Raw genomic sequence first — 15110 nt, forward strand, 5'->3', positions numbered from 1 at the left:
GTATATACAGCACGTATATACGGAGGCCGAGATGGGCAAGGAATATCGGGCGAAGATATTCAAGTCGGGCAATTCGCTGGCGCTACGCCTGCCGAAGGAACTTGGCCTTGAGGACGGCGACGATATCGCGATCGCGCGCCATGCAGATGGCAGTTTGTCCTTCTGGAAGGAGGCCGAAACTCTGAACGTCCTCATGAGCCTTTATGGTGCCTTTTCACCGGGCTTCATGACGGAGGGCAGAGGCGATATCGAGCAGTCGGATTATGACTGGCGCGAGACCTCCTCGCATGGCCGGGCAGCCTGACGCGTGTATCTGCTCGACACGAATGTGTGCATCGATTTCGCTCTCGCGCGCAGTGACGCTCTGCGCGACAGGATTCGTGACGGCTTTTCCCGGGGACTTGCCATTTCGACAGTGACACTGGCCGAGCTTCGGGTAGGGGCGCGGCACCGAGACGCCGATCCTGAAGACGACAAGCGCCTGGACAAGCTGGTGCGTGTGCTGACCGTCCATGATTTCGACGCAGCGGCTGCCGAGGCCTATGGCCGCATCGCGCGGCGCATCGGCATCAGACGCCGCAGCTTCGATCGGTTGATCGCAGCCCATGCGGTCTCGCTCGGTTTGACGCTCGTAACGCGGGACGAGGCCGACTTCGCCGATGTGCCGGGCCTGAAGGTTGAGAATTGGACGAAAAAGTGACCTGGCCGGCGACCGTTCTCACCCTCTACCCGGAAATGTTCCCGGGGCCACTCGGCCTCAGCTTGGCGGGGCGCGCTTTGGAGGACGGCATCTGGTCGCTCGACGCGGTGCAGATCCGCGATTTCGCGACCGACAGGCATCGCTCGGTGGACGACACGCCGGCCGGGGGCGGGGCGGGGATGGTGATGCGTGCGGACGTGCTGGCGCGGGCGGTGGACGAGGTGCTGGCGCGGCGGCCGGCGGCGCCGATGCTGGTCATGACGCCGCGCGGCGCGCCGCTGACGCAGGGCTTCGTGCGCGAGCTGGCCGCCGGTCCCGGCGTCTCGATTCTGTGCGGCCGGTTCGAGGGGATCGACGAGCGATTGTTCGAGGCGCGGCCGCTGATTCCGGTGTCGATCGGCGACTATATCCTCTCCGGCGGCGAGATGGGGGCGCTGACCCTGCTCGACGCTTGCGTTCGCCTCCTTCCCGGGGTAATGGGCGCGGCTTCAAGCGGGGACGAGGAAAGCTTCGAAAGCGGCCTCCTCGAATATCCGCATTATACCCGACCTTATGACTGGGAAGGGCGCACGATCCCCGAGGTGCTGCGGTCGGGGGATCATGCGAAAATCTCCGCATGGCGCCAGGCGCAGGCGGAGAAAGAGACACGGCTAAGGCGGCCGGACCTGATCGCGCGCCACGGGGGCGCGCGAAGGCCACCGCCCTCTGGCGCGCGGCGCGAAGAAGAAGGTTAGTGAAATGAACCTCATCCAGACGCTCGAGGCCGAGGCCATCGAGCAGTTCAAGTCGACCAAGTCGATCCCGGAATTCCGCCCGGGCGATACGCTGAAGGTCGGCGTGAAGGTCGTCGAAGGCGAGCGCACCCGCATCCAGAATTTCGAGGGCGTCTGCATCGCCCGCGCCAACCGGGGGCTGGGCTCCAGCTTCACCGTGCGCAAGATCAGCTTCGGCGAGGGCGTCGAGCGCGTCTTTCCGCTTTATTCGCCGAACGTGGACTCGATCGAGGTGGTCCGCCGCGGTGCCGTCCGCCGCGCCAAGCTCTATTATCTGCGCGGCCGCACCGGCAAGGCCGCCCGCATCGCCGAACGGCGCGACCAGCGCCCCGCTGCGACCGAGGCCGCCGAGGGCTGATTTGTTTCCGTCACCCCAGCCCTTCGACTGCCTGCAAGGCAGGCGCTCAGGATAAACTTCAGCCAAAGGCTGAAGGCTGGGGTCCATACGGAGTCAGCATGGATGCCAGCCTGCGCTGGCATGACGAATGAGGCGGGGAGGACACTGGTCCTTCCCGCCCTTTTCTTTGCCGCCAGCCCGGCTAGGGTGCCGCCATGCGCACCCTGCTTCCCCTCGCCGCGATGATCGCGGCCGCCGCCCCCGTCTCCGCCCAGGCCGAAGAGCTGACGCTCGAGCGGATCGTCGCCAGCCCGTCGCTCTCCGGGCCGACGCCGCGCCTGCTCAAGCTGTCGCCGGACGGGCGGCTCGCAACCCTGCTGCGCAACCGTGCGGAGGATCGCGAGCGGTTCGACCTGTGGGCGGTGGACACCAGCACCGGCGAGGCGCGGATGCTCGTGGACAGCGCCCGGGTCGGCACCGGCGCGGCGCTTTCGGAAGAAGAGATGATGCGCCGCGAGCGGGCGCGCCTGGCCGGCGTGCGCGGCATCGTGTCCTATGACTGGGCGCCGGACGGGCGCTCGATCCTCGTGCCGCTGGACGGCGATCTCTATCTCGCCGGGCTGGACGGCGCGGTGCGGCGGATCACCGAGACGGAAGCGACCGAGCTGGACGCGCAGGTGTCGCGCACCGGCCGCTACATCTCCTTCGTGCGCGATCGGGCGCTTTATGTGATCGGCGCCGACGGGCGGGGCGAGCGCCGGCTGACCCCGGAGGGTCCGGAGACGGTGAGCTGGGGCTCGGCCGAATTCGTCGCGCAGGAGGAGATGGACCGCCATACCGGCCACTGGTGGTCGCCGAACGACCGCTATATCGCCCTCGCGCGCGTGGACGAAGCGCCGGTGCGGACCGTCACCCGCACCGCGATCGGCGCGGAGGGCACGCGCGTCTACGAGCAACGCTATCCGCTGGCCGGCACGCCCAACGCGCTGGTCGAGCTCCATGTGATGCGGCCGGACGGTTCGGGGCGGGTGAAGGTCGATCTCGGCGCGGAGACGGACATCTATCTCGCTCGCGTGAACTGGACGGCGGACGGCGGCGCGCTGCTCGTCCAGCGCCAGAGCCGCGACCAGAAACGGCTGGATCTGCTGCGCGTCGATCCGGCGACGGGGCGTTCGACCGTGCTGTTCACCGAGACGGCGGAGACCTGGCTCAACCTGCACGACAATCTGCGCACGCTGCGCGACGGCAGCCTGCTGTGGACCTCCGAGCGATCCGGCTTCTCGCACATCTACCGCTTCCGCGACGGCGAATGGACGCAGCTCACCAGCGGCGAGTGGATGGTGCGTGACATCCAGGGCGTCGACGAGGCTTCGGGCCGCATCTATTTCACCGGCAATCTCGACACGCCGCTGGAGCAGCATCTCTACTGGATCGACATGAACGCCCCGGCCGCGCCGCGGCGCGTGACCGAGGCGGGCTGGTGGAACGCGGCGGCGATGGATCGCGGCGCGACACGGGCGCTGATCACCCGCTCCAATCCCAGTCAGCCTTCACAGGTCTATCTCGCCGATGCCGCCGGGCAGCGGCTCGCCTGGATCGAGGAGAATCGGCTGGACGAGAACCATCCCTATGCGCCGTTTCGTGCCAGCCATATCGAACCGGTCTTCGGCACGATCCGCGCGGCGGACGGGACGGAGCTGCATTACCGCATGCTGTCGCCGCCGCGCGAGCCGGGGCGGCGCTATCCGGTGTTCCTGCACGTCTATGGCGGGCCAGGCGCGGGACGGCAGGTGACGCGGACATGGGGCGCGCTGCAGCAGCAATATCTGGCGCAGCAGGGCTGGATCGTCTTTTCGATCGACAATCGCGGCACGCCGGAGCGGGGCAAGGCGTTCGAGGACGCGCTCTATCATGCGATGGGGCAGGTCGAGGTGGAGGATCAATTGGCCGGCGTGGCCTGGCTGCGGAGCCAGGATTATATCGACGGCGACCGGATCGCGGTCAACGGCTGGTCCTATGGCGGCTATATGGCGCTGCGCCTGCTCGCCGCCGCGCCGGGCACGTTCCGGGCCGCGGTCTCCGGCGCGCCGGTGACGCGCTGGGATCTCTACGACACCCATTATACCGAGCGCTATCTGGGCAATCCGTCGATCGATCCGGCGCCCTATCAGGGCTCCGATGTGGCCCCTGTCGCCGACCGGATCGCGGACAATCTGCTGCTCATTCATGGCATGGCCGACGACAATGTGGTTTTCGAGCATACGACGGTGCTGATGGGCGCGCTGCAGGGGCGCGGCCAGCCCTTCGAGACGATGGTCTATCCCGGCGCCACGCACCGGGTGAGCGGGCCGGGGCGCGAATTGCATCTGTGGCGGACCATCGAGAATTTCCTCAATCGCAATGTACTGAGCGGGGAAGGCCGAGCGCCAGCCCCCTGATCCTCCTCCCTCGCCATTCCGGCTCTCGCGCCGGAATGAGGAGCATGTGCGAAGATGTTTTAAGATATATCTTGACTGCATCGAATCAAAAGATATATCTCAGCCTATCTTGGCAGGAGTATCGAAGATGGGTAAGAGATTCAGGATGCAGGGCGAGTGCGGCAAGCGCGCGTTCGAGATTCCGGCGGGCCTGTTCGCCATGGGGCTTGGCGGCGGCCGCGCGTTCTCGCGCGGCTGGGGCGATTGGGGCGACTGGAGCGGGCGTCGCCATGGCGGCGGGCGCGGGCGGCGCAGGGTGTTCGATTCAGGCGAGCTGAGGCTCGTCCTGCTGAAGCTGATCGCCGATCAGCCGCGCCACGGCTACGACCTCATCCGCGCGGTCGAGGAGCTGACCCACGGCGCCTATGCGCCGAGCCCGGGCGTGGTCTATCCGACGCTCACTTTGCTGCAGGACATGGATCTGATCGAGGAGCAGGCGACCGAGGGCGCGCGCAAGGCTTTCGCGGCGACGGCGGAGGGTAAGGCGCATCTTGCCGAGAAGGCGGACGAGGTCGAGGCGCTACTGGCGCGGCTCGAAAGCCTCGGCAGCGACCAGCGCAAGGCCGGCGGCGCGCCGATCAAGCGCTCGGTCGCCAATCTGCTCCAGGCTCTGTGGCACCGCGCCACCGGCGAGGACATGAGCGACGACAAGCTGCACGAGATCGCCGCGATCCTCGACGAGGCCGCGCAGAAGATCGAACGGCTGAAATAACACCTTTTTTCCTCCCCGGCATTGGCCGGGGAGGAACTTACGGAACCGGGCTCGGCTTCTGCCGGCCGCCGCCGCTGTGCTGGCGGATGACGCGCAGGTAGGAATCGACCAGCGCCTGGTTGACCTCATCCCAGCCATAATGGCGGCTGGCGGCTTCCCCGGCCCGGCCGACGGCGGCGCGGGCATCGGCGTCGGTGCAATAATATGCCAGCGCCTCGCAGAAGGCGTCGTGCGCGCCGGGACGGATCAGCCGGCCGGTGACGCCGTCTTCGACCAGGCTTTCGCTGCCCGTCGCCCGCGCCGCCACCACCGGCAGGCCCGCCGCCATCGCCTCCAAAGTCACATTGCCGAACGTCTCGGTGACACTGGGGTTGAACAGCATGTCCATCGAAGCAACGGCGCGCCCCAGATCATTGCCGCACTGAAAGCCGGTGAAGATCGCCTGCGGCAGGCGCTTCTCGAACCAGTCGCGCGCCGGCCCCTCGCCGACGATCAATACCTTGTGGCGTATCTGCCGCCGCTCCAGCCGGTCGATCGTCTCGGAAAAGACGTCGAGGCCCTTTTCCATCACCAGCCGCCCGGTGAAGCCGATCGCCGGCATGTCGTCGGCGATGCCGAGCGCGCGGCGCCAGGTCAGATCGCGCCGGCCGGCATTGAAGATTTCCCGGTCGATGCCACGCGTCCAGATGCCGACATCGTAGTTCATCCGCTGGTCGCGCAGCAGCTGCGCCATCGAATCGGACGGCGCGAAGATCGCATCGCAGCGGCGGTAGAAGCGCCGCAACGTCGCCAGCACCAGCGGCTCCATGAAGGCGAGGCCGTAATAGCGCGGATAGGTCTCGAACCTGGTGTGGACCGAGGCGACCACCGGCAGATCCCATTTGCGCGCCAGCGTCACCGCGCGGTGGCCGGTGATTTCGGGGCTGGCGACGTGGAAAAGCGTGGGGCGGAAGGCCTGGAGATCGCGCCGGATACGGGCCGGCAGCGCGAAGCCGACCTTGTACTCGCTGCGCCCGGGAATCGGGAAGGAGGGGACGGAAACGAGATCGCCCTTCGGTTCGAAGGCCGGCGTGTCCGTGGTCGGCGAATAGACCCGGACCGCCGCGCCCTGGCGCAGCAGATAATCGGCGAGGCGATTGAGCGCCTGGTTCGCGCCGTCGCGGACATAATTGTAATTGCCGCTGAAGATCGCGACGCGCAGCTCGGCCGCGTTCATGGCCGATCGTCCTGCGGGATTTCCGTGTCCTGTCGCGGCAGATCGCGCAGCACCCGGCGCACCCGGCGGATGCCCCAGAGCGGCGGCACGATCAAAAGCGCGAGCAGGAAGAGAGTGAAGGCTTCTTTCATGACATGCCCGAAAACGAAAGCGCCCCGCCGCAGGGTATACGGCGGGGCGCTTCGTATCACTAGGCGCCCCGGCTATTCCTGGGCGCCTTCGGCGTCTGCCTGAGCGGTATCTTCAGCGGTCTGGAGATACTCGCCGGCATCCGCGTCCGTGCCGTGGCCGCTCGGCGCTACGGAGGCGAGCGGATCGGCGTTGATCGCCGCTTCCATCCCCTGCGCCAGCTCGGCCGCATGCTCTTCCTCCGCCGAATTGGCGGCGATCAGTGCTTCCTGGAGCGAACGCTGCTGGGCGCGCAGGGCCGCGTCGCGCGACGAGGCGGCGATCCGCATGCGCTTCATGCCCGCGCCGGTGCCCGCCGGAATCAGGCGGCCGACGATAACGTTCTCCTTGAGACCCTCCAGGGTGTCGATCTTGCCCTGCACCGAAGCCTCGGTGAGCACACGGGTCGTTTCCTGGAACGAGGCTGCGGAGATGAAGCTCCGGGTCTGCAGGCTCGCCTTGGTGATGCCGAGCAGCACCGGCTTGCCTTCGGCCGGCTTCTTCTTGCCGGGCTGTTCCTTCAGCTTCGCGTTGACCTCGTTCATCTCCTGCCGGTCGACCTGTTCGCCGACCAGGAAGGTGGTGTCGCCGGACTCGGTGATCTCGACCTTCTGCAGCATCTGGCGGACGATCACCTCGATGTGCTTGTCGTTGATCTTCACGCCCTGCAAGCGATAGACCTCCTGGATCTCCGACACGAGATATTCGGCCAGCGCCTTGACGCCGAGCACCTCGAGGATGTCGTGCGGATCGGGCGAGCCGCCGATCAGGTTGTCGCCGCGCTTGACGAAATCGCCCTCCTGCACGTCGATAACCTTGGACTTCGGCACCAGATACTCGACCGGATCGCCCCCGTCCTCGGGCCGAATCGCGATCTTGCGCTTGGCCTTATAGTCCTTGCCGAATTCGATCCGGCCGGAGACCTTGGCGATGATCGCGTTCTCCTTGGGCTTGCGCGCCTCGAACAGCTCGGCGACGCGCGGCAGACCGCCGGTGATGTCGCGGGTCTTGGCGGCTTCGCGGCTGACGCGGGCGAGCACTTCGCCGGCCTCGACCACCTGGCCTTCCTCGACCGACAGCATCGCGCCCGGGGCAAGCATGTAGCGCGCCGCCTCGCCCGATTTCTCGTCGAGCAGGGTGATACGCGGACGCAGGTCCTCCTTCGAACGGCCGGTCGCCCGGTATTCGGTGACGACGCGCTGGGCGATGCCGGTCGCTTCGTCGGTCTGCTCGGTGAGCGTCTTGTTCTCGATCAGGTCCTGAAAGGCGACCTTGCCGCCCTTTTCGGTGATGACCGGCATCATGAACGGATCCCATTCCGCGATCCGGTCGCCCTTCGATGCGATATGGCCGTGATCGACCATCAGATGCGCGCCATAAGGGATGCGGTGCGAGGCGCGCTCGCGGCCGTCCATGTCGACGATCGCCAGCTCGCCGTTGCGGGCCATGGCGATGCGCCGGCCGCGCGGATCGGTGATCGTCGGCAGGTCGCGCAGTTCGATCGTGCCGTCCACGGCGGCTTCAAGGCTCGACGTTTCGTTGAGCTGGGCGGCGCCGCCGATGTGGAAGGTCCGCATGGTGAGCTGGGTACCCGGCTCGCCAATCGACTGGGCGGCGATGACGCCGACCGCCTCGCCGATATTGACCGGCGTGCCGCGCGCGAGATCGCGCCCGTAGCACTTGCCGCACACGCCCATCTCGCTCTCGCAGACCAGCGGCGAACGGATGTTGACCGACTGGATGCCGAGCTCGTCGATCTTCAGGGCCGCGGCCTCGTCGATCAGCGCGCCTTCCTTGACGATCACGTCGCCCGTCTTGGCATCGACGATGTCCTCGCCCGGGGTGCGGCCGAGGATGCGCTCGCCCAAGGAGGCGATGACCGCGCCGCCCTGCACGATCGCGCGCATATCGAGCACGTTCTCGGTGCCGCAATCCTCCTCGACGATGACGCAATCCTGCGACACATCGACGAGACGACGGGTCAGGTAGCCCGAATTCGCCGTCTTGAGCGCGGTGTCGGCCAGGCCCTTGCGGGCGCCGTGGGTCGAGTTGAAATATTCAAGGACGGTCAGGCCTTCCTTGAAGTTGGAGATGATCGGCGTCTCGATGATCTCGCCCGACGGCTTGGCCATCAGGCCGCGCATGCCGGCGAGCTGCTTCATCTGGGCCTGCGAGCCGCGGGCGCCGGAATGGGCCATCATGTAGATCGAGTTGACCGGAGCGAGACGGCCGTCGTCCTGCTTCGGCTGCGCCTTGATCTTGTCCATCATGGCGTTCGCCACCTGATCACCGCAACGGCTCCAGGCATCGATCACCTTGTTGTACTTCTCCTGCTGCGTGATCAGGCCGTCCTGATACTGCTGCTCGTAATCCTTCACGAGCGTGCGCGTCTCGTCGACCATCTTCTCCTTCTCGACCGGGATGATCATGTCGTCCTTGCCGAAGGAGATGCCGGCGCGGAAGGCGTGGCGGAAGCCCAGCGCCATGATCGCGTCGGCGAACAGCACGGTCTCCTTCTGGCCGGTGTGGCGATAGACGATGTCGATGACGTCGCCGATCTCCTTCTTGGTCAGCAGGCGGTTGACGGTCTCGAACGGCACCTTGTGGCTCTTCGGAAGCGTCTCGCCGAGCAGCATACGGCCCGGCGTCGTCTCGAAGCGCTTCATGTAGGTCTTGCCGTTCTCGTCGGTCTGCGGGACGCGGCTGACGATCTTGGTGTGCAGCGTCACCGAACCGGCGAACAGCGCCTGATGGACCTCCTCCATGTCGGCCAGGATCGAATTCTCGCCCGGCTCGCCTTCGCGCTCCATCGACAGATAATAGAGGCCGAGGATCATGTCCTGCGAGGGTACGATGATCGGCTTGCCGTTGGCGGGGCTGAGGATGTTGTTGGTCGACATCATCAGCACGCGCGCTTCCAGCTGCGCTTCCAGCGACAGCGGGACGTGCACGGCCATCTGATCGCCGTCGAAGTCGGCGTTGAACGCGGCGCAGACCAGCGGGTGGAGCTGGATCGCCTTGCCCTCGATCAACACCGGCTCGAACGCCTGGATGCCGAGGCGGTGGAGCGTCGGCGCGCGGTTCAAGAGCACCGGATGCTCGCGGATCACCTCGTCGAGGATGTCCCAGACTTCCTTGCGCTCCTTCTCGACCCACTTTTTCGCCTGCTTGAGCGTCATGGAGAGGCCCTTGGCGTCGAGGCGCGAGTAGATGAACGGCTTGAACAGCTCGAGCGCCATCTTCTTCGGCAGGCCGCACTGGTGCAGCTTGAGCTCAGGACCGGTCACGATCACCGAACGGCCCGAATAATCGACGCGCTTGCCGAGCAGGTTCTGGCGGAAGCGGCCCTGCTTGCCCTTCAGCATATCGGACAGCGACTTCAGCGGACGCTTGTTGGCGCCGGTGATCGTGCGGCCGCGACGGCCATTGTCGAACAGCGCGTCGACCGCTTCCTGCAGCATGCGCTTTTCGTTGCGCACGATGATGTCCGGCGCGCGCAGCTCCATCAGCCGCTTCAGGCGGTTGTTGCGGTTGATCACGCGGCGATAGAGATCGTTGAGGTCCGACGTCGCGAAACGGCCGCCGTCCAGCGGGACGAGCGGGCGCAGCTCCGGCGGGATGACCGGCACGACGTCCAGGATCATCCATTCCGGCCGGTTGCCGGAATCGAGGAAGCTCTCGACGACCTTGAGCCGCTTGATGATCTTCTTGGGCTTGAGCTCCGACTTGGTGGTCTCCAGCTCCTCGAGCAGCGCCTTCTTCTCGCCCTCCAGATCGAGGTCGATCAGCATCTGCTTGACCGCCTCGGCGCCGATGCCGGCGGTGAAGGCGTCCTCGCCATATTCGTCCTGCGCGTCGAGCAGCTCGTCCTCGGTGAGGAGCTGATACTTCTCCAGCGGGGTGAGGCCCGGCTCGGTGACGATGTAGCTCTCGAAATAGAGCACGCGCTCGAGCTGCTTGAGCTGCATGTCGAGCAAGAGGCCGATGCGGCTCGGCAGCGACTTCAGGAACCAGATATGGGCGACCGGCGCGGCCAGCTCGATATGGCCCATCCGTTCGCGGCGGACCTTCGAGACGGTGACCTCGACGCCGCACTTCTCGCAGACGATGCCCTTGTATTTCATGCGCTTGTACTTGCCGCACAGGCACTCGTAGTCCTTGATCGGACCGAAAATGCGCGCGCAGAACAGGCCGTCGCGCTCGGGCTTGAACGTGCGGTAGTTGATCGTCTCGGGTTTCTTGATCTCGCCGAACGACCAGGAACGGATGCGCTCCGGCGAGGCGATGCCGATCTTGATCTGGTCGAACGTCTCCGGCTTGGCCACCGGGTTCGCGAAGTTGGTCAGTTCGTTCATTTTTCAGTCCCTCTTTCGGGAAATCTCGTCGTCGGGCGGAAGGGGGAGGGGCGTCGCCGCCCGCTCCCTTATTCCGCCGCCAGCTGGGTCGGCTCTTCGTCCTCGTCGGAGATGATGCTGTCGAGCTCGACATTGAGGCCCAGCGAGCGCATTTCCTTGACCAGCACGTTGAAGCTTTCCGGAATGCCGGCCTCGAACGTGTCGTCGCCCTTGACGATCGCCTCATAGACCTTGGTGCGGCCGATCACGTCGTCCGACTTCACCGTCAGCATTTCCTGCAGCGTGTAGGCGGCGCCGTAAGCCTGGAGCGCCCAGACCTCCATTTCGCCGAACCGCTGGCCGCCGAACTGCGCCTTGCCGCCCAGCGGCTGCTGGGTGACGAGGCTGTACGGGCCGATCGAGCGGGCGTGGATCTTGTCGTCCACCAGGTGGTGCAGCTTCAGCATGTAGATGTAGCCCACCGTCACCTTGCGGTCGAACTTGTCGCCGGTGCGGCCGTCGAACAGGTCCACCTGACCCGACTCGTCGAGCCCGGCCAGCGTCAGCATGTCGGACACGTCGGCTTCCTTGGCGCCGTCGAACACCGGAGTGCCCATCGGCACGCCCGTCGTCAGGTTCGACGCCAGCTCCATCACCTGTTCGTCGTCGCGCGCGTCGATCTCGGCATGATAGGCCTTGCCGTAGATGTCCTTGAGCTTCGAACGCAGGCCCTTCACGTCGCCGGCGGCGATGTCCTTGCCCTTGGCGTGGATGCCGTCCAGCAGCTCCGCGACCTGCTTGCCCAAGCCGCGCGCGGCCCAGCCGAGATGGGTCTCGAAAATCTGCCCGACATTCATCCGGCTCGGCACGCCGAGCGGGTTCAGCACGATATCCGCCGGGGTGCCGTCCTCCAGGAACGGCATGTCCTCCTGCGGCAGGATGCGACTGATCACGCCCTTGTTGCCGTGACGGCCGGCCATCTTGTCGCCGGGCTGCAGCTTGCGCTTCACCGCGACGAACACCTTGACCATCTTGAGGACGCCCGGCGGGAGCTCGTCGCCGCGCTCCAGCTTCTCGATCCGGTCCTCCAGGCGACGCTTGATGACGCCTTCGGCCTCGTCATACTGGGCGCGGACGGCCTCCAGGTCGGCCTGGCGCTTGTCGTCCTTGACCGCGAATTTCCACCATTCGTGCGGCTCGACCGCGTCGAGCGCAGCGGCGTCGATCTCGGCGCCCTTCTTGGCGCCCTTGGGCGCGGCGGTCGCGACCTGGCCGATCAGCATCTCTCTGAGGCGCGCATAAGTCGAACGCTTCAGGATGTTGCGTTCGTCCTCGGCGTCCTTGCGCAGGCGATCCTTCTCCTCGGTCTGGATGGCGCGGGTACGATCGTCGATGTCGATGCCGTGGCGGTTGAAGACCCGGACCTCGACGACGGTGCCGGACACGCCCGGCGGCAGGCGCAGCGACGTGTCGCGCACGTCGGAGGCCTTCTCGCCGAAGATGGCGCGCAGCAGCTTCTCTTCCGGCGTCATCGGCGATTCACCCTTGGGCGTGATCTTGCCGCACAGGATGTCGCCCGGCTCCACCTCGGCGCCGATATAGACGATGCCCGCCTCGTCGAGGTTCCTGAGCGCTTCCTCGCCGACATTCGGGATGTCGCGCGTGATGTCCTCCGGCCCCAATTTGGTGTCGCGGGCCATCACCTCGAACTCCTCGATATGGATCGAGGTGAAGACGTCGTCTTTCACGATCCGCTCGGAGATCAGGATGGAATCCTCGAAATTGTAGCCGTTCCAGGGCATGAAAGCGACGAGCACGTTGCGGCCGAGCGCCAGCTCGCCGAGGTCGGTCGAGGGACCGTCTGCGATCACATCGCCTTCCTGCACGAAGTCGCCCTTCTTTACGAGCGGGCGCTGGTTGATGCAGGTATTCTGGTTGGAGCGCTGGAACTTCATCAGCGTGTAGATGTCGACGCCGGACTTGCCGGCTTCGACATCGCCGGTCGCGCGCACGACGATGCGGGCGGCGTCGACCTGATCGACGATGCCGGAACGACGGGCGGCGATGGCGGCGCCGGAATCGCGGGCCACCGTCTCTTCCATGCCGGTGCCGACGAACGGCGCTTCGGCACGAACCAGCGGCACCGCCTGGCGCTGCATGTTCGAGCCCATCAGCGCGCGGTTGGCGTCGTCATTTTCCAGGAAGGGAATCAGCGAGGCCGCGACCGACACGAGCTGCTTGGGGCTCACGTCCATCAGCGTGATCAGGTCGCGCGGCGCCATCAGGAACTCGCCCGCCTGGCGCGAGGAGACGATCTCCTCGACGAAGCCGCCCTTCGCGTCGAGCTCGGCATTGGCCTGCGCGATCGTATGCTTGGCCTCTTCCATGGCGGAGAGATAGACGACCTCGTTGGTCACCTTGTTGTCCACGACCTTGCGGTACGGCGTCTCGATGAAGCCGTATTTGTTGACGCGGCTGAACGAGGCAAGCGAGTTGATCAGGCCGATATTCGGGCCTTCCGGCGTCTCGATCGGACAGATGCGGCCATAATGGGTCGGGTGAACGTCGCGGACCTCGAAGCCCGCGCGCTCGCGGGTGAGGCCGCCCGGCCCGAGCGCCGAGACGCGGCGCTTGTGCGTCACTTCCGACAGCGGGTTGGTCTGGTCCATGAACTGGCTGAGCTGCGATGAGCCGAAGAATTCGCGGACGGCCGCGACGGCCGGCTTGGCGTTGATCAGGTCGTTCGGCATGACGGTCGAGACATCGACCGAGCTCATGCGCTCCTTCACGGCGCGTTCCATGCGCAGCAGGCCGACACGATACTGGTTCTCCAGCAGCTCGCCGACCGAACGGACGCGGCGATTGCCGAGATTGTCGATATCGTCGATCTCGCCCTTGCCGTCCTTGAGGTCGACCAGCGTCTTCACCACCGCGACGATGTCCTCCTTGCGGAGGGTCGTCACCGTGTCCTCGGCATCGAGGTCGAGACGCATGTTGAGCTTGACGCGGCCGACGGCCGACAGATCGTAGCGCTCGGAATCGAAGAACAGGCCGGCGAACAGGGCCTCGGCGGTCTCGCGGGTCGGCGGCTCGCCGGGGCGCATGACGCGGTAGATGTCGCTGAGCGCCTGGTCGCGATCCTCGGCCTTGTCGGCCTTCAGCGTGTTGCGGATCCACGCGCCGGTGTTGACATGATCGATGTCGAGCAGCTCGAGCCGGTCGATGCCAGCCGTGTCGAGCGCTTCCAGATTCTCGGCCGAAACCTCGTCGCCGGCCTCGATATAGATTTCACCGGTCTTCTCGTTGACGAGATCATAGGCGCTGTAGCGGCCGAAAATCTCCTCGGTCGGGATGAGCAGCTCGCTCAGGCCGTCCTTGGCCGCCTTGTTGGCCGCGCGCGGGCTGATCTTCTGGTTGGCCGGGAAAACCACCTCGCCCGACTTGCCGTCGACCATGTCGAAGGCCGGCTTGTTGCCGCGCCATTGCTCGGCGACGAAGGGAACCTTCCAGCCGCCCTTGCCGCGCACCCAGGTGACACGATCGTAGAAGGTGTTGAGGATTTCCTCGCTCGACATCTCCAGCGCGTGCAACAGCGCCGTCACCGGCAGCTTGCGCTTGCGGTCGATGCGGACGTTGACGATGTCCTTGGCGTCGAACTCGAAATCGAGCCACGAGCCGCGATAGGGGATGACGCGCGCGGCGAAGAGGTACTTGCCCGACGCATGGGTCTTGCCGCGATCGTGATCGAAGAGGACGCCCGGCGAACGGTGCATCTGGGAGACGATCACGCGCTCCGTGCCGTTGACGATGAACGTGCCGTTCTTCGTCATCAGCGGCATGTCGCCCATATAGACGTCCTGCTCCTTGATATCGAGGACGGAGCGGGTTTCCGTATCGGGGTCGACCTCGAACACGATCAGGCGGAGCGTCACGCGCATCGGCGCGGCATAGGTCATGCCCCGCTGGCGGCACTCGTCCGTGTCGTATTTCGGCTCTTCCAGCTCGTAATGGACGAAGTCTAGCTCGGCCGTGCCGGCGAAGTCGCGGATCGGGAAGACGCCGCGCAGCGTCTTTTCCAGACCGGAGACATAGCCGTCCTGCGGGCGCGAGCGCAGGAACTGCTCATAGCTTTCGCGCTGAACCTCGATGAGGTTCGGCATCTCGCTGACTTCGTGGATGTTCCCGAAAATCTTGCGGATGCGCTTGGCGGCGGTGGGCCGGGTTTCGACCGGAGCGGAGCTTTTCGCCATGGAGAGTTGTCTCGCCTCTTCATCAAGAATCTGGAGCGCCCAAACACAAAAAGCCGCGGGTTCCAAACGGGAACCGCAGCTTTCGGCGTCTATGAAACCTCGGCCGATCAATGCGTTGAGTGCGCTGCGCGACGGCGCACCCT

General features: G+C 65.7%; 9 protein-coding genes. 6 read left to right on the forward strand and 3 right to left on the reverse strand.

All coding sequences use genetic code 11. The features are described 5' to 3' along the window. The first annotated feature begins 31 nt into the window (after nt 1-31). The 6 genes from KF780_07370 to KF780_07395 all read left to right on the forward strand — a co-directional run bounded on the left by KF780_07370 (nt 32) and on the right by KF780_07395 (nt 4999). Complete coding sequence (locus KF780_07370; GenBank protein MBX3561621.1) at nt 32-304, forward strand: AbrB/MazE/SpoVT family DNA-binding domain-containing protein; 273 nt, start codon at nt 32-34, stop codon at nt 302-304. Nucleotides 305-307: 3 nt separating this feature from the next. Next, complete coding sequence (locus KF780_07375; GenBank protein ID MBX3561622.1) at nt 308-700, forward strand: type II toxin-antitoxin system VapC family toxin; 393 nt, start codon at nt 308-310, stop codon at nt 698-700. Then, nucleotides 697-1434, forward strand: coding sequence for a tRNA (guanosine(37)-N1)-methyltransferase TrmD (trmD, locus tag KF780_07380; GenBank protein MBX3561623.1), 738 nt, complete (start codon nt 697-699; stop codon nt 1432-1434). Before KF780_07375 ends, trmD begins: the two co-directional genes overlap by 4 nt. A 4-nt stretch (nt 1435-1438) precedes the next feature. Then, a complete protein-coding gene (rplS, locus tag KF780_07385) occupies nt 1439-1831 on the forward strand; it encodes a 50S ribosomal protein L19 (protein MBX3561624.1) in 393 nt (130 codons plus the stop codon). 194 nt (nt 1832-2025) lie between these two features. Next, nucleotides 2026-4248 carry a S9 family peptidase gene (locus KF780_07390; GenBank protein ID MBX3561625.1) on the forward strand — a complete coding sequence of 741 codons (2223 nt, stop codon included), beginning with the start codon at nt 2026-2028 and terminating at the stop codon, nt 4246-4248. Between the two features lie 145 nt (nt 4249-4393). Next, on the forward strand, nt 4394-4999 hold the full coding sequence (locus tag KF780_07395; GenBank protein ID MBX3561626.1) for a PadR family transcriptional regulator: 606 nt from the start codon (nt 4394-4396) through the stop codon (nt 4997-4999). 37 nt (nt 5000-5036) lie between these two features. Here KF780_07395 and KF780_07400 read toward each other — a convergent pair whose 3' ends face one another. From KF780_07400 to rpoB, 3 genes are all read right to left on the reverse strand, one after another. Continuing rightward, nucleotides 5037-6215 carry a glycosyltransferase family 1 protein gene (locus tag KF780_07400; protein ID MBX3561627.1) on the reverse strand — a complete coding sequence of 393 codons (1179 nt, stop codon included), beginning with the start codon at nt 6213-6215 and terminating at the stop codon, nt 5037-5039. Nucleotides 6216-6418: 203 nt separating this feature from the next. Beyond that, on the reverse strand, nt 6419-10738 hold the full coding sequence (gene rpoC / locus KF780_07405; protein ID MBX3561628.1) for a DNA-directed RNA polymerase subunit beta': 4320 nt from the start codon (nt 10736-10738) through the stop codon (nt 6419-6421). Nucleotides 10739-10806: 68 nt separating this feature from the next. Further along, the gene (gene rpoB / locus KF780_07410; GenBank protein MBX3561629.1) at nt 10807-14967 is read right to left on the reverse strand and encodes a DNA-directed RNA polymerase subunit beta; all 4161 of its coding nucleotides are present in this window, start codon (nt 14965-14967) and stop codon (nt 10807-10809) included. Nucleotides 14968-15110: the final 143 nt, after the last annotated feature.

Origin of the sequence: Sphingomonas sp., assembly GCA_019635535.1 — a bacterium.
GTDB lineage: Bacteria > Pseudomonadota > Alphaproteobacteria > Sphingomonadales > Sphingomonadaceae > Allosphingosinicella.